Here is a 20,014-nt window from a genome sequence, read left to right as displayed (position 1 = left end):
AGTATTAACCGCCAGGGCAATAAACAATCCTGTAAAGGTGGATATTAATGAGATAACAAAACTAAACGTATCATTATTGTTTTTGCGCCAATTGCTTTCCCTCCTAAAGTTGAGTAAAAAAAGACTTGTTGCCACTAAAACGAGCGCGATTATAGCATAGGTGAGCATATTTCTTTTGGTTTTATTTTTGTAAAATTATATAATTACAGGTAATAAAAAAATTACAAATTTGTTTGCAGAATTTTAAGAAAAAAATTCCCTCGTGTTTGACAGATTAATTGATTAAACAATTTAGCAATTCAACAATTCAATTATCTTTGTCACTTATGGTAGATTTTAATCGTTTTACACTTGCCAATGGGTTAAAAGTTTTGGTGCATGAAGATGCAACAACGCCAATGGCAGTTTTAAATATTTTATATGATGTTGGTGCCCGGGATGAGGACCCCGAAAAAACGGGTTTTGCTCATCTATTCGAGCACCTAATGTTTGGTGGATCGATAAACATTCCCAGTTATGACGAACCTTTACAACGGGTAGGGGGAGAGAACAACGCTTTTACGAGTAACGATATTACCAATTATTACATCACTTTGCCAGCAGAAAATATCGAAACTGCTTTTTGGTTAGAGAGCGATCGGATGCTGAGCCTGGCTTTCTCTGAAAAAAGCCTGGATACCCAGCGAAATGTGGTAAGTGAAGAATTTAAACAGCGTTATCTTAACCAGCCTTATGGCGATGTTTGGTTAAAATTACGTCCGCTGGCTTATCAGAAGCATGCTTACCGTTGGGCAACGATAGGTAAAGAGCTTTCGCACATTGAAAATGCCACAATGGATGACGTAAAATCATTTTTTAAGAAACATTATACGCCGCAAAACGCCATTTTAGTTGTTGGCGGAAATGTGAAAACAGCAGATGTAAAAAAACTGGCCGAAAAATGGTTCGAACCGATTCCTGCGGGTGAGAAATATAACCGGAATTTAATTCAGGAAGATCCGCAAACCGAAGCCAGAAAAGAAACAGTTAAGGCTAACGTCCCTTTAAATGCGATTTACATGGCTTTTAAAATGCCAGGACGATTAAGCGGGGATTATTACGCTTTTGATTTATTGTCAGATATTTTATCGCGGGGCCAGTCTTCGCGTTTATACAATAGCCTCTTAAAGGAACAGCAACTTTTTAGCGATATCAATGCTTACATTTCAAGCAGTTTGGATCCGGGGCTTTTTATTATAGAGGGTAAACTGGTGAAGGGTATAACAGTAGAAGCGGCAGAAAAAGCCATCTGGGCTGAACTTGAGAAGTTAAAAACCGAACTTGTTTCGGAAACGGAGTTAACTAAAGTGAAAAATAAGGTAGAATCGGTACTTGTTTTTTCTGAGATGAACCTGTTGGATAAAGCAATGAATCTGGCTTACTATGAGCTGTTGGGCGATGCCGCTATATTGAACAGTGAAACCGAAGAGTTCCTAAAAGTAAACGCAGAAGATATCAAACGGATATCAAACGAAACTTTTAATCCTAAATCATCATCTACTTTATATTATTTAACCGAAGAAAATGCTTAACAGACAACAGGCACCTGATTTCAAGCAGGTATCTACCATAAAATTTATCCATCCGCAAAAACAGGTATTGGATAATGGTGTACCCGTTTATACGATTTATTCCGGAGAACAGGATTTGGTACGGATTGAGTTTATTTTTGATAATGTAAACTGGAACCTGGAAAAACCATTGCAGGCCATTGCGGTAAGCGCATTAATTAACAACGGAACAAATCAATTATCCGCAAAGGAAATAGCCGAAAAAATTGATTTTTACGGTGCATTTTTTCAAACAGAATATGTCCAGGATCAATCTTCGGTAACATTGTACACGTTGAATAAACATTTGCATTCGGTATTACCGGTTGTGAAAGATGTTTTATCAGAAAGCCAGTTTCCACAACATGAACTTGATATTTATATCCAGAACCAGAAGCAGAAGTTACAGGTTAACCTGAAAAAGAATGATATTCTTTCGAGAAAGGAATTTGCCAATGCTTTGTTTGGCGATACCGCTTATGGCGTCAATATCAAAGCAGCCCATTACGATGCCTTAAAACGTGAAGATTTGCTTGATTATTTTAAGGCTGCTTATGCTCCGAACAACTGCACCATAGTGATATCAGGTAAGTTCGATGATGCTGGATTTAAGTTTTTAAATGATTTTTTTGGCCGCGATTGGGAAAAAAGTGATGCCATAAAAAATACCTTTAGTTTTACAGCCAGTGAAAAAAAAGTGCTTTATACCGAAAAGCCAGATGCATTACAATCGGCTATCCGAATAGGCCAGTTGGCTATAAACCGCAAACATGAGGATTTTTGCGGGCTTCAGGTGCTAAACACAATTTTAGGCGGGTATTTTGGTTCACGTTTAATGAACAACATCCGCGAAGATAAAGGTTATACTTACGGAATCGGTTCTGGTATTTCTTCACTACAGCAGGCAGGTTATCTGTTTATTGCAACCGAAGTGGGTGCAGATGTATGTTCAGCAGCACTAACAGAAATTTACAAAGAGATCGAGTTATTGAAAAATGAACCCGTTGGAGCAGAAGAACTGGATCTGGTTCGGAACTACATGCTGGGATCGATGTTGGGCAGCCTGGAGAACGTTTTTTCACATGCCGACAAATTCAAGAATATTTATTTTGCAGGACTTGATTATGATTATTATACCAAATATATCGAAAAAGTGAAGACAATCACTGCTGAAGAGCTGTTGGTAATGGCTAATAAATACCTTACTACAGAAAATTTTATAGAAGTTGTGATCGGGAAGAAGTAAGCGGAAATTAAGCAATTGGGGTCGTCATTTCGAGCGAAGTGCAATGAAGTCGAGAACCACGAAGTGCTCAGCGAAGCTAAATCTATCGATATAGATCTCTCAAATCCACTGCGTTTCGGTCGAAAGGACGACTTTTTTAAATTTATCTATATTGGCACAGATAAGCGGTTTTCACAGCCGCTTTTACTTTAAATGATGAATTTGCAGGAATCTCGAATTGGTTTCCCGCAGCAATATTTATCCATTCAGTGGCATCTGGTAAAAGAGCCTGCAGTTGGCCCTCTATCACATGCATCACTTCTCTTTGAGCAGTACCGAAGGTATATTCTCCCGGATTGATCACACCAATGGTCGATTTTCCTTCAGTAGTTTCATAGCCTAACGATTTAACGTTGCCATTAAAATATTGGTTTTCAGTAATCATTGCAATTTATAAGGTTTTAGTCAAAATAGCTTTTTGTTTATCAGCCTGGTAAATCTTTTTATAAAAATCTACGTATTCGCCATATTTTTCTGGCGGATACTTTTTATTGTTCATGGTTTGCGTTCGGCTGTAAACGATCATATTATCCTTAATACTAAATTTCGCAGTGTACGATCCAAATTCAGAGTTGATCGTGATGTCTTTCGGAATAAATTCTACCTGGTATCCTTTTGGTAAGATGTAATTAATTTCGTCATCATCATGATAACTGAATGGAACAGCGAAGTATGTTTTTCTTCCTTCTACTTTAAGCGGAACGCTCTCGCGGCGGTTAATCTGGTTAACCAACAAAAACAGCTTATCTCCACCTTTGGTTAATAAGGGGTTGGTTTTAAAGTTAATTTCCTCAGTAAGTACCGGAACCGTTTTATCTGGCTGCATATACTTGTAGCTAATAAGTTCTGCTACCGGAATAGAACTGTTTTCAATTATTTTTTTGCGGAGATCAACAGGTTCCATCAATGTCAACGAAAAATTTTCTTCAAACTGTGCGTTACCATAGGTAGCCTTAATTTCGGAGGTAGCTGTACCGTCTTCTGCCAGCGTAATTTTGGTTTTTCGGTTCTGATAATTTTCTTTGGCATGGTAAGCCGGGGTATGCACAATCTTTCCTCCATCCTCGGTCACCATCAGTACATTCCTGTCAGAGTTGCCGTAGCCGATAAATCCCATGGGTTTAAATTGACTGGTGCATTCTAAAAATGTCGTGTCTTTTTCAAGTGGAACGCATAAAATCATATGGTTTGCCTGACCCATGCTGGAGTAATTCAGATTTAAACTAGGCATATCGTTTCCGATCACAATTAAATTGGAGGCGATTCCTGCTTCGTTTAACAAAGCCTTCATATAATTGGAAAGCGCTTTACAATCGCCGTAATTTACCTGCGCAACCTTTTCGGCTAAAATTGGTCTAAATCCACCGATTCCTAATTGCACACTAACATAACGGGTATTTTGCTGCAGGTGGTGGTATAAAATTTTGATCTTTTCTTTTGGCGTTTTAGCATCTTTGATCAGGTTCTGCACCATCAATCTTGTTGCTTCGGGAAGTTTATTTCCTCCCTGATTTAAATTGAAAATCCATGAACCAAAATTTTTCCAGTTATCAAAATTTCCCATCGAGCCATCGAATTCAAACTCATTAGGAGAAGCTTTAACCCATGAAGAAACATTATCAAGGCCCGTACTCAGAGGCTCCTCAGTAACTGCAGCAACATTGGCACTTTTCCATCTGTACTGCAATTTTTCACCGTTAATTACCGAGTCTGTCGGTAAATTTGAGCTGGTAATGTACTTCATCTTGTAATTTTTTGCCTTTTGAATTGTGTAGGCAGATTTTTCAACCGATATGCCAAAACCTTTAAGGTCGCGCCATGGCGGGAAAGAAAGCAATCCGTTATAGTCCTGGCTGAAGCTATATTCTATAGTATAAGGATAGGTTATACTGACAAATTTTAAAAGCTTAAGCCTGTTGTCTTCGAAAATCGAAAAGTTCGAAATCAGGCTTTGGTCTTTAATGTCTGAACTTCTATAGTCTTTTACTTTTTTTCCTGCAGCATCGTAAAGCGCAGCCTTGATGTTATATATATTGCTGAATTTATCGTAAACTTCAGCCATTTCACCATATGGTTCGCCGGCTTTATTCATAATGGTTATGGCTACTTTATAATCCATTTTTGCCGCGCCCAGTCCTTTAACATCGAAAAAGGATTCTTCGTTTCTTACTACGGCTACAGCATCATGTTTCAGGCTTTCAGAAATTTTCGCCACATCGTAATCCGTCTGCGCAAATGTGGTATTAATAGACGCAACAGCGAATAGCAAACTTAAATAATACTTCATTATACTTTCTTTTTAAATACGATTTGTTCGGCCTGCTTTTCAACCACAGCTTTAAATAATGCTTGCAGATCGAAATATTCTTCTGATGTGTAAAGCGATTTATTCAGGCTGATGGAACTTTTTACCATCAGGGTTTTACCTTCTATTACATAATTAATGGCAAAGGTACCCTTGTCTTCCTGAAGTTTATAAATGCCTCCTTTAGGAAGTTTATCTATTTCATAATCATCAGGGAATTTTACCGTAATGCGGTAGTTTTCTTTAAATGGGTAGGCAAAATCAACTGGAAATTTGCGTTGCTCCAGCTTAAATAAATTCTCCTTTGTTCTTTCAAATAGCAGGGGGGTAAAATACACCAGGTTGCCAGCTTCTTCAACGTTATCTTCAATCACAACGTCCATGCTTTCGGTTAATAATTCATCCGGATTATCCAGATTATCGATCTTATATGACGATATTTCGAGCCCGGTTTTATCTTTTTTGAAGTCTTTAATAAACTCAGCCTCGTTATTTGTTTTTCTATATCTATTTCGAAGACTTAGTGCTGCATAACCTTTTGAATATTGGCTGATCTGTCCGCTTAACTTATGGTCTTTGTCTAAAACCATACTATATACAAATATTTTTTCGCTGGAAACACTTGGCTCTGTGGAAAGCCAGTTGCCTGATGTGTTTTTTAAATCGATATAAAATCCCTGGTGACTCAAATTTTCGTAGTCTAGCATACCAGCCGGCAGATCCTTGTCTGTCGCATCCAGAAAATACAGGCTATTCTGTATCTGCGTAACCGCTATTACGTTGTTGAATGCCGATACCAATGGATAACCCGGATGTTCGCCGTTTTCTCTTGTACTGAGGAGGACAGGGAAGGCCTCAATCCTGGCTTCTTTTAATAAACTTAACAGGGCAAGGTTAATATCTGCAGACGAGCCTGTTTTCTTTTCGAAAATACTTTTTGGGTTGGTTTCGCTGGCATACTTTGAGTATTGCTTATCCCATTTTAAATTATTTTTAACATAATTCAGAATGAGTTTCACTGCGGAAAGGGTATCTTTTTCACCTTTCAGGATACCTGGCAGTACTGATTTGGCATAACCGTTTTTGTTAATAAAGCCACCAAAATTTTCATCTTCAGCTAAGCCTTTAATGATCTTTGGCCAGGAGCCGTTAAAATCCTGATACATTTCACCCGGAAATTGGGTGCCACGAAGTTCAAATTCTATTTTGGGTGTATAATCATCCATTGTGGTTACATATGGTTCCTCTTTTAGGGCCGGTACATTTGCAGCACAATATTTATCGTAAGCGGCATTCGAAGTTAAACCCGGAATGTAGGAGGTGTTTACGGTTTCATGCACCGGATGATCGATTTGGTAGTATCCGCTCACATTGTTTTTGTATACAAAGTATTCTGGTATTCTAACATTGTACTCAGACCACAGTGTAGGAACAGTGGATTGGAATTTCCATCCGCGTAAAGTAAATGTGAAGTCGGATTTGATTTTATACTTGAACTCAATAATAGATCCTTCCTTTACATTGGGCAATGCGAATTTTTTGATTATATAATTTTTGTTGAATGCCTCGGTAAACTTGGCATCTTTATTTAGTTTGCTGGTAATTATTTTGCCATCAACCATATTATAGGTCGCAGCATCCATAAAACTGAGGTCTTCCTTTGCAGAATTACTGCTTTTATAAAGTTCAACATTGAAGTTAGCCAGATCATAGCCGTTTTTATTTAGAATTTTATAACGGATGTGTCGTTCAAAAACATAAATAAAACCGCCGTTATTGCTATATTCGAAATAGCAATCGCCAACATCAAACAGCTTTATTGCGGAGGCTGAAGAGTCTTGACCCGAAGCTTTTACTTCGAATTCTGCCGGTGCAATTTTACCAAACTTGAATTCTCTTTTTACGGGTGGATTGTTTTGGGCATAAAGGGTACTCACTCCAAAGCATAGCATTAGAGTCAGAAATCTGAGAGCATTTTTCTGCATGTATAAAATTAGTTTTTTGGTTGGTGCAATTATATCATAATTATCCGAATTATTTAAAATTTTTTCGGTGCCAATCAGACTAAATCAGCCGCATCATTCTCGTTAATCTGATTGATGTAATTGTCAGAAGAACTCAATATTTAAGCATTTTTAACTTTACGCTTTAATTTCCGTTCGATTTTCGTATCTTTGCCTGGCAAATAATAAATCCTAATTTATTTGCTATGCAACTCGATTCCACAAAGTTTATTGCCACAGGTTTAACGTATGATGATGTACTATTGGTACCCGCATACTCTGAAATTCTGCCCCGTGAAGTAAATACAACCACTTTTCTAACAAAAAAAATCAAACTTAATGTTCCATTGATTTCTGCTGCGATGGATACCGTAACCGAAGCTGAACTGGCCATTGCCATTGCGCAGAATGGCGGAATAGGCATGTTACACAAAAACATGACGATCGATAGACAGGCTGCCGAAGTACGCAAGGTTAAGCGTTCGGAAAGCGGTATGATCAAAGATCCCGTAACTTTATTGGAAACAGCTGTGGTTGCTGATGCCTTCAAGATCATGAAGGAGCATAAAATAGGCGGTATTCCGGTGGTAAGTAGCGATAATAAACTGGTTGGCATCATCACAAACAGGGACTTACGTTTCCAAAAGGATATGAAGCGGCCAATTTCTGAAGTAATGACCAAAGAAAATTTAATCATTGCTCCGGAAGGAACTACCTTGGTTCAGGCAGAGGAAATTCTTCAGAACCATAAAATTGAGAAACTTCCAGTTGTGAGCAAAGATGGTTACTTAAGCGGATTAATTACCTTTAAGGATATTTCAAAAGTTAAAAATTACCCGGTAGCCTGTAAAGATGAACATGGCCGTTTGAGAGTAGGCGCTGCTGTGGGTGTAACTGCTGATACTTTACAAAGGGTTGATGCTTTGGTGCATGCTGGTGTTGATGTCATTACGATCGATACAGCTCATGGCCATACCAAAGGGGTAGTAGATAAATTAAAAGAAGTTAAGGCAAAGTATCCTGATTTACAGGTGATTGTCGGTAATATTGCTACAGGTACAGCTGCCAAGTTTTTAGCAGATGCCGGTGCAGATGCCGTTAAGGTTGGTATTGGTCCCGGTTCTATCTGTACCACCAGGATCATTGCCGGAGTTGGTGTTCCTCAATTATATGCTGTTTATGAATGTGCCAAAGCGCTAAAAGGGACAGGGGTGCCTGTTATTGCAGATGGTGGAATTAAACATACAGGAGATATTGCAAAAGCAATTGCTTCAGGTGCAAGCACCGTGATGGCAGGTTCTTTATTCGCAGGAGTAGAAGAATCGCCAGGTGAAACCATTATTTACGAAGGGCGTAAATTTAAATCATATCGTGGAATGGGTTCGATTGAAGCAATGGAGCAAGGTTCTAAAGACCGTTATTTCCAGGATGTGGAAGATGACATTAAGAAACTGGTTCCTGAAGGTATTGTTGGTCGCGTACCGTTTAAAGGCACCCTTGCTGAAGTAATGTACCAATATATTGGTGGTTTACGGGCAAGTATGGGCTATTGTGGAGCAGCCAATATTGAAGCCTTACAGGAAGCGCAGTTTGTACAGATTACCGCTGCAGGCATGCGCGAAAGTCACCCGCATGATATCACCATTACCAAAGAAGCACCTAATTATACCAGGTAAGGTTAAGGAAGAAAGGTAAGAGGGGAGAAGGCTTAAGGTGATATTTACTCAACCTTCCTGATAGTAAAGAAATGGGGCATCGGTTTACGATAGCCCCATTTTTGTTTTAACAGAATTTGAAGGTTTTTAAAACCCATCAGGAATAGCTCCATTCTATTAAAAATCACGAAATAAAATTTGGCAGTTGATATTTTTTAATATATTTGCCTACTAAATCTATAGATTTTGTATAATAATATGAAGATCAGTCAAAAAACGTGTTTGCATAGCTGTTGTAGCCTTCTGGAATTATTAGTCAACATTCGCAAGTACCTTATTAATCAATAATGCTTAAACCAACCATTCACACCATTATGAACAAAACTTTACTTTTTTTATTTTCATTTTTAATCTCGGCGGGATTTGCTTTTGCCCAAAGTCCGGTTACCGGAATTATTAAAACAACTAACGGTACTACTATCCCCAACGCAACGATAAAGGTAAGGGGAACCAACCAGGCTGTGGCAGCCGATGAAAACGGCGCTTTTAGCATCAATGTAAAACAGGAAACACCTTTCTACCTTCAGGTCAGCGCTGTAGGTTATAAACCACAGGATTTTCAGATACTAAAAGTTGAGGATACGCCAATAGAATTGGTTTTGGTGGAAAATGCATTGCTTGATGAAATTGTGGTAACCTCCAGAAGGCGTTCGGAGGTTTTACAGGATGTACCGATCCCAATTACCGTTATTGGTGGACGTTCAGCCGAAAATGCAGGTGCATTTAACGTGAACCGTTTAAAGGAATTGGTCCCTTCGGTACAGTTGTACGCCTCGAATGCGAGGAACACTACCCTAAATATCAGAGGTTTAGGTTCCACCTTTGGTTTAACCAATGATGGTATCGATCCTGGTGTAGGTTTTTATGTAGACGGCGTTTATCATGCCCGGCCGGCCGCAACTTCTACCGATTTTCTTGATATTGATCAGATCGAAATTTTACGTGGTCCTCAAGGTACCTTATTTGGCAAAAATACCACGGCTGGTGCTTTTAACATCACCACGAGCAAACCCACTTTAACGCCAAGCGCAAAAATAGAATTGAGTGTCGGGAATTACAATTTTATTCAGGCCAAAACATCAGTTTCTGGTGCGCTGGCAAAAGATCTTGCTGCAAAAATTTCAATTTCTGGTACGCAACGTGATGGTACCATCTGGAATACCAGGGAAGAACGCAGGTATAGCGGACAGAACAACCTCGGACTGAAAAGTCAGTTATATTATACCCCTTCCGAAAAATTGCAGGTGTTGTTAAGTGGCGATGTAAGCATTCAGCATCCGGCAGGTTACCCATTGGTAATTGCCGGCGTTACCACAACCGAAAGAAGTGCATACCGCCAATATGCCAGAATTATTTCTGATTTGGGCTATCAACAACCTAAAATAGATCCTTTTTCAAGAGAAATCAATACCAATACGCCCTGGAGACATAACCAATCCATCGGCGGGATCTCGTTAAATATTGATTATAAAATTGGGAATGGAACACTTACATCAACTACGGCCTGGCGATTCTGGAACTGGGATCCCACCAACGACAGGGATTTTTCTGAGGTGGCAGCATTGACCAAATCGCAGGGCAATTCACGTCACGATCAATACTCTCAGGAAGTCAGGTACGCAGGCAATATTACCGAGAAATTAAGTGGGGTAGTGGGCGTTTATTTTCTGGGTCAGAATTTAAAAGGTTTGGCACAAACAGAAGAAGTAGGTAAAGATCAATGGCGTTTTGTACAAACCAGCAATACCGGTAGTCAGGCTTTATACTCCACACCGGGTTTATTGGACGGTTTTGGTATTAAAACCAACTCTGTTATAAAATCGTTAAGTGCGGCAGTTTTTGCGCAGGTTGACTGGGAGGTTTTAAAAAACCTTCATGTATTGCCAGGTTTAAGGTATACCTATGATAAAAAAGATGTTGATTATGATCGGGTAACGTATGGAGGTTTACAAACCACCGATGCGACATTATTAGCACTCAAAGCAGCCGTATATGCCAATCAGCAGTTCTCTACTAAGGTAGATAACAACAATTTATCTGGTAACTTCACCGTTTCTTATCGCCCAACCCATAACTTAAATGTTTACGGAACTTTTTCTACCGCTTACAAACCGGTGGGTGTCAACGTAGGCGGTTTGCCAACTACTTCAACGGGAGCAGCAGACTTATCTGTAGCTGTTGTTAAACCGGAATACGTTCAGCATTATGAGCTTGGTGCGAAAACGAAGCCGCTCAAAGGTGCCATTGTCAATATCAGTTTATTTAATACGGACATTAAAGATTATCAGACCAATGTGCAATCGCCACAGCTGGGCGTAAACAGAGGTTATTTATCAAATGCCGAAAAGGTGAGGGTAAAAGGCCTGGAAATAGACGGTACTTATCAATTGGAACGTTTTTTAACTTTAAATGCTGCCCTGGCCTATCTTGATGGTAAATACGTAAGATTTACCAATGCACCGCTACCATTAGAAGAAACCGGACATACCGAGGTGATCAACGGCGTGGCTACCCAGGTTGCCTTTAAAGATGCTTCCGGCGGTAGGTTGCCTGGTATCTCCAAATGGAATATCTCAGGCGGTTCAGAGTTGAGTACACCTGGTAATCTGTCCACCAGAGCGGGACGCTATTTCATCGCCGGTGATGCGAGTTACCGTTCAGAATATTCTTCAAATCCTACCCCATCAAGCGTACTGCTTGTTAAAGGTTACGCTTTATTTAATGCCAGGCTGGGCTTCAAATCCGATAAGTTTTCTTTGTTTGTTTGGAGCAGAAACATCGCCAATAAAAATTATTATGAGCAGTTACAGGCTGCAGCAGGAAACTCCGGTTTATACGCCGGTGTATTGGGCGATCCGAGAACTTACGGTGGAACAATCCGTTATGCATTCTAATTAATTTTTTCTCTCTTATATTTGGTTAGCAGGGAGTGGTGTAATGCCACTCCTTTTTTATTGGAATAAATAACTGCTTAACTATTTGAGTGCTCAATTTTGTTTGAAAAGCGATGACAGTATTTCATGTTAAATTCAGTTCTGCTTTCCGTTTCGAGTTCTCGCTGCGTGGGTTTTCTCTCCAATCAGCTTTATGTAGCAAAACCAATGGTCTTGCGGAAAAAATCTGATAGCAACTTAATATTTTACATGCTGCTAAAAGTTTGTGCAGAATAAAAATTTATTGAAAGCAGATAAAATCTTAACTTCGGTAAATTTTTTAAAGAATGAATAAGCTTAATTCCGTTTGTGTGTACTGCGGCTCAAACTTTAATGGCGATGCAACTTTGCGTGATGCAATAAAGCAGTTGGCAGAAACACTGGTAAAACAACAGATCAGATTGGTTTATGGAGGAGGAAGTGTTGGTGTAATGGGACTAATAGCCAATGATGTGCTGGAATTGGGTGGCCTGGTTACAGGGGTAATTCCTCAATTTTTAATGGATAAGGAAGTTGGACACCAGGGTTTAACAGAAATGCTGGTCACCGAAAATATGCACCAGCGAAAACAGAAAATGGCTGATTTGAGCGATGGTTTTATAATATTACCTGGTGGATTTGGTACATTGGAGGAATTTTTTGAAGTATTAACCTGGTTACAGCTCGGTCTGCACCATAAACCGATCGGTGTATTGAATGTGGATGGTTTTTACGATCCCTTGTTTGCCCAAATGGATATAATGGTGAAAAGTAAATTTCTGAAGCCAGCCAATCGGGATTTAGTATTTAATGAATCCGAAGCCGAAACTTTAATTAATAAAATGGATGATTTTTCAGCTATTCCAGATGAGGTCTGGTTCAGAGAAAGAAATTTGAGTTAGGAGAAGTATCGAGTAGAAAGTATTAAGTAGGGAGCATCAAGTAAGACTAAGAAATTATCAATCCGCCATATGCAAAACGCCTGGCGCCAAACATACATACCAAATGCAAATTATCACGTCGCACGCAGAATTTGAACAATACCTGGGCAAAGAATTAGGAGTTTCTTCGTGGCATTCCATTACACAAGAACAGATTAACAAATTTGCCGATGCCACATTAGATCATCAGTGGATTCATGTTGATGAGGAAAGAGCACAAAATGAAGGCCCGTTTAAGGCAACTATAGCGCATGGTTATTTAACGCTTTCATTAATCCCGTATCTATGGAAAGAAATTGTTGATATCCAGAACTTAAAAATGGAGATCAATTATGGGATAGAAAGTTTAAGATTTGCACAGGCCGTAACCGTAAACAGTAAAGTAAGATTAAAAGCTAAACTGGCTTCAATTATCAATCTCCGTGGTGTAACCAAAGTTAATATGGCTATCGAAATGGAAATTGAAGACCAGAAAAAACCTGCATTTAGCGGAGAGGTCGTTTTCTTGTATCATTTTATAAGCTAATTATTGATTGCGGGGCGTATTGTTTATATTTAAAGGTTAAATAAGAAACAGATTCGCTTATGATCCAAAGCAAGAAATCCTTGGGCTACATTTTTATTAGCCTGATTATCCTGTCCTGTCAAACCAATAAAGAGCAGCAATTGGCAGCTGATTCCTATTTGCCGATGCAGATTGGTAATTTATGGTACATGAATGCGCAATCCTATACCGAAATTCAGGATACCGTTCGGATTAATAATAAGCTTTTTTATAAGTTCTATTCTTTGGTAGGAGGCGATGCAGTCAGCACCGTCTACTTAAGGATAGATGAGCATAACAGATTGATCGAGGGCTATCCCTATAGTCCTTTGAAAACATACACCAGAGCTGATTTTTCTGCAAAGAAAGGTGATAAGTTTTTCACCACAGGTGAAAAAGATGAAAATGATAACGAAGTTACTGTAGTTCAAAAATCAGATCAAGAAATCACTTTCTCGTTTGATCCGATTTATCATCCGAATTTAAAAGGCCACCCTACACAGGTAAAATATATAAAAGGTAAAGGCTGGGCCGATCAGTACCAGAAACTCAAGATTAATGGTGTGGTTTATCAGAATAAGTAAGACAATTAAACACAGAGTCTAGTGGTATATATCGAGGTGAATAGATAAGGGTTTAACTCGTTATAAAGCAGATATTTATAAAGTTTATCAAGTACTGAAAATATGGGATTAGGCTAATTCCAACGTTGTTTTCTCTGTGCTTTTTCTTTGTGCCCTCTGTGTTTAAAAACTTAGCTTTCGATTAAGAAACTTTGCGCGCTTTGCGGTAAAAGCGACCAAAGCACAGACAATACTGAGATGATAAACTCAACTTTGTTTGCTTTGCTGTTAAGAGACTTAGCAAACTTTGCGGTATAAGCCATGGAAGCACGGAAAATACTAAGATACTAAACCCAACGTTGTTTCCTCTGTGCTTTTCTCTTTGATCTCTGTGTTTAAAACACATCAAGTATTCTTAAGTTGAAAAAATAGCGTCCTTTGTAGTTAAACCAGGTGCTAGACCAGAAACCATTTTGGTCAATACCATTTTTCTAAAATTAAATTTAAATTGCCTCCATGAATATCGAATTCAATAAAAACGAGGATGTAAATAAGCAGTTGGTGTACGAACTGAAAACCAGACTTAAAAAAGTATACCAGGGCGGTGGCGAAAAAAATGCTGCAAAACAAAAAGAAAAGGGTAAGCTGCTGGCCCGTGAGCGGATTGCCTATTTGATTGATGAAGATTCTGATTTTTTAGAAGTTGGAGCCTTTACTGCTGACGGCATGTACAACGAGCAGGGGGGATGCCCTTCGGCTGGCGTGGTGTGTGGCATTGGTTATGTGAGTGGACGGCAATGTATGATTGTGGCTAATGATGCGACCGTAAAAGCAGGTGCCTGGTTTCCAATGACCGCTAAAAAGAATCTTCGTGCGCAGGAAATTGCCATGGAAAACCGCTTGCCGGTAATTTATTTGGTTGACAGTGCTGGCGTTTACCTGCCCATGCAAGATGAAATTTTTCCCGATAAAGAGCATTTCGGCAGGATGTTCCGCAACAATGCCATCATGTCTTCAGAAGGTATTGTACAGATTTCGGCCATTATGGGGGCTTGTGTTGCAGGAGGTGCCTATTTACCCATCATGAGCGATGAAGCCATGATTGTAGATAAAACTGGTTCTGTGTTTTTAGCGGGATCCTATCTCGTTAAATCGGCCATAGGAGAAGAAGTAGATAATGAAACTTTAGGCGGTGCAACTACACACTGCGAAATTTCAGGTGTTACCGATTACAAACATCCCAACGATCAGGCCTGTTTAGATAGCATTAAAAACATCATGAGTATGCTGGGGGCTCCTCAAAATGCTGGTTTCGATCGTATTGCTCCAGTTAAACCAAAAGAAAGAGAAGAGGAATTGTACGGCATCTTCCCCGAAAACCGAGATAAACCTTACGAAATGATGGATATTATTAACCGCTTGGTTGATGGATCCGAATTCGAAGAATATAAGAAAGGCTACGGACAAAGTATTGTTTGTGGTTTAGGCCGTATCGATGGCTGGGCCGTAGGTATTGTGGCCAATCAGCGTAAAGTGGTGAAATCGAAAAAAGGAGAGATGCAGTTCGGCGGGGTAATCTATTCGGATAGTGCCGATAAGGCAAGCCGTTTTATCATGAATTGTAACCAGAAAAAAATCCCTTTGGTTTTTCTGCAGGATGTGACTGGTTTTATGGTAGGCAGTCGCTCTGAACATGGCGGTATCATTAAAGACGGGGCCAAAATGGTTAATGCCGTTGCCAATTCGGTAGTGCCTAAATTTACAATCGTGTTGGGCAATTCTTATGGTGCCGGCAATTATGCCATGTGCGGTAAAGCCTATGATCCGCGTTTAATTTACGCATGGCCTACCGCAAAAATTGCCGTGATGGGAGGCTCACAGGCCGCTAAAACCCTTTTGCAAATTCAGGAAGCATCTTTAAAAGCTAAAGGCGAATTGATTACGCCAGAAAAACAAGCTGAGCTGTTGAAAGAGATAACCGATAAATATGATAGCCAGACTACGCCTTACTATGCTGCTTCGCGACTTTGGGTTGACGGCATTATCGATCCACTTGAAACTAGAAAGGTCATTTCGATGGGCATTGAGGCAGCCAATCAATCACCGATTACCAAAAAGTTTAGTGTTGGGGTGATACAGACTTAGTTCATGATCGACTTTTTTAACCACAAAGAGCGCAAAGAAAAGGCGCAGAGAAACACAAAGCTGGGCGATTTATTTCATTGTGTAAAACCAAGCTACTATGCCCCATGCACCATGCTAAATATCTGGCATGTTAATAAGTAAACTATGTTGACAATGTGCGCTTGTTAACAATTATTTAAAGCATTAAATTTGCGCAACGATTAATGAATTTCAAACATATTATATAATGTCACAAGAAAACGAACACGTTCAGTGTTTAATTATAGGTTCAGGTCCTGCAGGTTATACTGCTGCAATTTATGCTGCCAGAGCTGATTTAAAACCAATCATGTATACTGGTATGCAGGCTGGCGGACAGCTTACGCAAACTACAGATGTAGAAAATTTTCCTGGCTACCCGCAAGGAATTATGGGGCCTGAAATGATGGAAGATTTCCGTAAGCAAGCCGAACGTTTCGGAACCGATATCCGTTTCGGTTATGTAAGTTCGGTAGATTTCTCTTCAACCCCTCATAAAGTGGTAGTTGACGAAATTAAAACCATTACTGCTGATACTGTAATTATTGCAACAGGTGCTACCGCAAAATGGTTGGGTTTACCGAGCGAGCAACAATACAACGGTTTTGGTGTTTCTGCCTGTGCCGTTTGCGATGGTTTCTTCTTCAAAGGTCAGGATGTAGCCATTGTAGGTGCCGGTGATACCGCTGCAGAAGAAGCAACTTACCTAGCCAAACTTTGTAAAACAGTGCATTTGCTGGTTCGCCGCGATGAATTCAGGGCATCAAAAGCAATGGTTAGCCGCGTATTAGCTACTCCTAATATTATTGTACACTACAATACCGAAACGCAGGAAATTTTGGGTAACGGTAAAAATGTAACAGCAGTAAAAGTAATCAATAACAAAACAGGTGTTGAATCTGATATTGCTGTTGAAGGTTTCTTTGTGGCTATTGGCCATAAACCGAACACAGATATTTTTAAAGGACAACTTGATATGGATGAAACCGGTTACTTGACCACTAAACCAGGTTCTACTTTAACCAATATCGAAGGTGTGTTTGCTTGTGGTGATGTGCAGGACATGTACTACAGACAAGCAGTAACTGCTGCAGGTTCTGGTTGTATGGCTGCACTTGATGCCGAAAGGTATTTGGCCGCTAAAGAGCATCCCGTAGAAGCTTAAGCGTAATTTCAAAATATTTTAAAAGAGAGAAATCAGCAATGGTTTCTCTTTTTTATATAGCGTCTTCATCTCGAGCGAAGTGCAAAGTAGTCAAGAGATCTGTTAAAGCAAATTTTATTTGATAAAAACCTCCATCTTTTGGAAAGCAATTGCAGTAGCACTTTTTTAAGTTCGTCCTGCTTTACATTTCAAGTCCGCACTCGTACCTCGCTTGCGTGCTTTTCATTTCAATCAGGTTTAATTATTTAGGTTCTTGCAACTATTAAGGATTGAATAGCATAGTGCCCATGGTTTCTTCTGCACATTGCAAACCCAAATAGGTTAACCAGCCTCGCCACCTAACTTTAAAATAAAATTGTCATCTCGACTGAAACGCAGTGAAATGGGGGGATCTATCACTAGGATTTCTCTTTTTTACTATTGGTTTTTTTGGAAAGCAATTGCAGTAGCACTTTTTTAAGTTCGTCCTGCTTTACATTTCAAGTCCGCACTCGTACCTCGCTTGCGTGCTTTTCATTTCAATCAGGTTTAATTATTTAGGTTCTTGCAACTATTAAGGGTTGAATAGCATAGTGCCCATGGTTTCTTTTGCACATTGCAAACCCAAATAGGTTAACCAGCCTTGCCACCTAAATTTAAAATAAAATCGTCATCTCGACTGAAACGCAGCGGAATGGAGAGATCTACTCGCAAGAAACTTTACAATATAGATTTCTCGGTCGCGTTGCACTGCGCTCGTATGACGGCCTCCTAAGATAAGATTTATATGTCTTATGCATCAAAGTCAAACGGTTGATCTGAATTGTAACAAGAATGTGGGATTTGTAATTTCTCCATAATCTCTATCTTGGTTCAAATAATTAGTTTAAGCTATAAATCAATACAAAAAATGAACAAAGCATTATCGGTTTTTATTGGAGTATTAATCAGTACAGGTGCATTTGCGCAGCGTGATCCTAATATGGGCATCATACCTGCACCGGTAGCCATTACGAGGGCAAGCGGAAATTTTGAATTGGATAAAACCACAGTTTTAGTCAATCAAAGCATTGATGGAGCAAAGATGGCTGATTTATTAAATGCTTTTGTGGTGAACAAGGCAGGCTTCGCCCTGCGCGAAACTAAAATTACCCAACCTAACCAAAAGGCCATTATTTTGACATCAGTAGGTGCGGATCAATTGCCATCTGAAGGGTATACCATTAAAGTTACCCCGAAACAGATTGTTTTAACCGGAAAAGGTGCGGGGTTGTTTTATGCCGTTCAATCGGCTATGCAGATGATGCCAGATAAAGCTGCCGATAAAATTACCATTCCTGCGGTTAGTATCAATGACTATCCACGTTTTGCCTATCGCGGAACCATGCTGGACGTAAGTCGTCATTTTTTTCCGATTTCTTTTATCAAAAAATATATTGATCAGCTGGCTTATTATAAAATCAATACTTTTCACTGGCATTTAACCGATGATCAGGGCTGGAGATTGGAAATAAAAAAATATCCTAAACTCACCGAAATCGGTTCATCGCGTAATGGTACCATCATTGGAAATTATCCGGGTAATGGAAATTACCTGATGCCGGTGAAAGGTTTCTACACACAGGAAGAAGCCAAAGAAATTGTTAGATATGCCGCTGCTAAATACATCACCGTAATCCCCGAAATTGAATTGCCTGGTCACGCATCTGCCGCTATTGCTTCATACCCGGAATTGAGCTGTTTCCCTGATCGTGATACTTTTATCAGCGATAAAACGCCTTGGGCAGGTAGTCGAAAAGGCAAGCAAGTACAGCAAACCTGGGGCGTTTTTGATGATATTTTCGTCCCATCGGCTAATACTTTTACGATGCTGAATAATATCCTTGATGAAGTAATCGATATTTTTCCTTCAAAATATATCCATATCGGTGGCGATGAAGCACCAAAAACCTATTGGAAAGAATCGCCGTTTTGCCAGGCTTTAATGAAAGAAAAAGGCTTGAAGGACGAGCATGAATTACAAAGCTATTTTATTCAGACAATAGAGAAACATGTAAATGGCAGAGGCCGATCTATTATTGGCTGGGATGAGATTTTAGAAGGAGGTTTGGCACCAAATGCTACAGTAATGAGCTGGAGGGGTGAAGACGGCGGTATTGCTGCCGCACAGCAAAATCATGATGTAATCATGACACCGGGTTCAATGGGCTTGTATATTGATCATAAACAATCTAATTCGCCTGATGAGCCGGTTACCATTGGTGGTTTTGCGCCGTACCAAAAAATATATGCTTATGATCCGATTCCAAAAGTGCTTACTGCCGATCAGCGAAAATATATTAAAGGCGTACAGGCCAATATGTGGACAGAGTATATTAAAACTACTGCAAAAGCCGAAAATCATGCTTTCCCACGCCTATTGGCTTTAGCAGAAATTGCGTGGTCGCCGGTTGAGCGCAAAGATTTAAAAAACTTTAGCGAAGAGCGTTTACCGGTGCATTTGGCCCGCCTGGGTAAAATGGGGATCAACTTTTGGGTACCAACTCCAATTGGCTTAAGTGATCAACCTCTAACGGGAGGTGAATTTACCATTGATTTAAAAGCACCGGTTTTAGGAAGCAAAATTTATTATTCAATTGATCTATCGCGCCCTTCGGAAAACGCTTTTTTATACAATGGTCCTGTAAAAATTACGGTTCCTAAAGGCGAGAAGAGGGTTTTGAAAACCATTGTTATTGCCCCAAGCGGTAGAAGAAGTGTAACTACCGAAACAATTTTAAATAATGGTGCCCCTGAAGTTAAAGCAGAGGCGAAGAAATAAAAATAAATTGCTTTGATAGGCTAAAATCA

13 protein-coding genes are annotated in these 20,014 nt (G+C 39.6%); 10 read left to right on the top strand and 3 right to left on the bottom strand.

Annotation, left to right across the window (positions count from 1 at the left end; genetic code table 11):
* The first annotated feature begins 326 nt into the window (after positions 1-326).
* Positions 327-1,571, top strand: coding sequence for a M16 family metallopeptidase (locus tag ACIQXP_RS14335; protein WP_387505788.1), 1,245 nt, complete (start codon positions 327-329; stop codon positions 1,569-1,571).
* On the top strand, positions 1,564-2,835 hold the full coding sequence (locus ACIQXP_RS14330; protein ID WP_387505787.1) for a M16 family metallopeptidase: 1,272 nt from the start codon (positions 1,564-1,566) through the stop codon (positions 2,833-2,835). Before ACIQXP_RS14335 ends, ACIQXP_RS14330 begins: the two co-directional genes overlap by 8 nt.
* Before the next feature lie 142 nt (positions 2,836-2,977).
* On the opposite strand, the gene ppnP is transcribed toward ACIQXP_RS14330, so the two are convergent.
* The 3 genes from ppnP to ACIQXP_RS14315 are packed head-to-tail and all read right to left on the bottom strand — an operon-like array spanning position 2,978 to position 7,164.
* Positions 2,978-3,259 (bottom strand): pyrimidine/purine nucleoside phosphorylase, encoded by a 282-nt coding sequence (gene ppnP, locus ACIQXP_RS14325; RefSeq protein WP_293741273.1) that lies wholly within the window; start codon positions 3,257-3,259, stop codon positions 2,978-2,980.
* Positions 3,260-3,265: 6 nt separating this feature from the next.
* The gene (locus ACIQXP_RS14320) at positions 3,266-5,161 is read right to left on the bottom strand and encodes a DUF3857 domain-containing protein (protein ID WP_387505786.1); all 1,896 of its coding nucleotides are present in this window, start codon (positions 5,159-5,161) and stop codon (positions 3,266-3,268) included.
* A complete protein-coding gene (locus tag ACIQXP_RS14315; protein ID WP_387505785.1) occupies positions 5,161-7,164 on the bottom strand; it encodes a DUF3857 domain-containing protein in 2,004 nt (667 codons plus the stop codon). The genes ACIQXP_RS14320 and ACIQXP_RS14315 overlap by 1 nt, the downstream gene beginning before the upstream one ends.
* A gap of 224 nt (positions 7,165-7,388) precedes the next feature.
* Between ACIQXP_RS14315 and guaB the strand changes: the two genes are divergently transcribed.
* The 8 genes from guaB (at position 7,389) to ACIQXP_RS14275 (ending at position 19,985) form a co-directional block, all read left to right on the top strand.
* Positions 7,389-8,858 carry an IMP dehydrogenase gene (guaB, locus tag ACIQXP_RS14310; protein WP_387505784.1) on the top strand — a complete coding sequence of 490 codons (1,470 nt, stop codon included), beginning with the start codon at positions 7,389-7,391 and terminating at the stop codon, positions 8,856-8,858.
* A gap of 353 nt (positions 8,859-9,211) precedes the next feature.
* On the top strand, positions 9,212-11,791 hold the full coding sequence (locus tag ACIQXP_RS14305; protein WP_387505783.1) for a TonB-dependent receptor: 2,580 nt from the start codon (positions 9,212-9,214) through the stop codon (positions 11,789-11,791).
* Between the two features lie 326 nt (positions 11,792-12,117).
* Positions 12,118-12,711, top strand: a complete 594-nt coding sequence (locus tag ACIQXP_RS14300; protein ID WP_387505782.1) for an LOG family protein — start codon at positions 12,118-12,120, stop codon at positions 12,709-12,711.
* A gap of 103 nt (positions 12,712-12,814) precedes the next feature.
* Positions 12,815-13,276: a MaoC family dehydratase gene (locus tag ACIQXP_RS14295; RefSeq protein ID WP_387505781.1), complete on the top strand. Its 462-nt coding sequence runs from the start codon at positions 12,815-12,817 to the stop codon at positions 13,274-13,276.
* A 59-nt stretch (positions 13,277-13,335) separates the two neighbouring features.
* Positions 13,336-13,878 (top strand): hypothetical protein, encoded by a 543-nt coding sequence (locus ACIQXP_RS14290; protein ID WP_387505780.1) that lies wholly within the window; start codon positions 13,336-13,338, stop codon positions 13,876-13,878.
* A 495-nt stretch (positions 13,879-14,373) separates the two neighbouring features.
* On the top strand, positions 14,374-16,002 hold the full coding sequence (locus tag ACIQXP_RS14285) for an acyl-CoA carboxylase subunit beta (protein ID WP_293741266.1): 1,629 nt from the start codon (positions 14,374-14,376) through the stop codon (positions 16,000-16,002).
* A gap of 226 nt (positions 16,003-16,228) precedes the next feature.
* Positions 16,229-17,185: a thioredoxin-disulfide reductase gene (gene trxB / locus ACIQXP_RS14280; protein ID WP_090987376.1), complete on the top strand. Its 957-nt coding sequence runs from the start codon at positions 16,229-16,231 to the stop codon at positions 17,183-17,185.
* Between the two features lie 889 nt (positions 17,186-18,074).
* Positions 18,075-19,985, top strand: coding sequence for a beta-N-acetylhexosaminidase (locus tag ACIQXP_RS14275; protein ID WP_387505779.1), 1,911 nt, complete (start codon positions 18,075-18,077; stop codon positions 19,983-19,985).
* Positions 19,986-20,014 lie beyond the last annotated feature (29 nt).

Source organism: Pedobacter suwonensis (assembly GCF_044762335.1).
Lineage (GTDB): Bacteria > Bacteroidota > Bacteroidia > Sphingobacteriales > Sphingobacteriaceae > Pedobacter.
The sequence above is the reverse complement of the archived record's forward strand: the minus strand, read 5'-3'. Positions and strand labels throughout refer to the sequence as shown.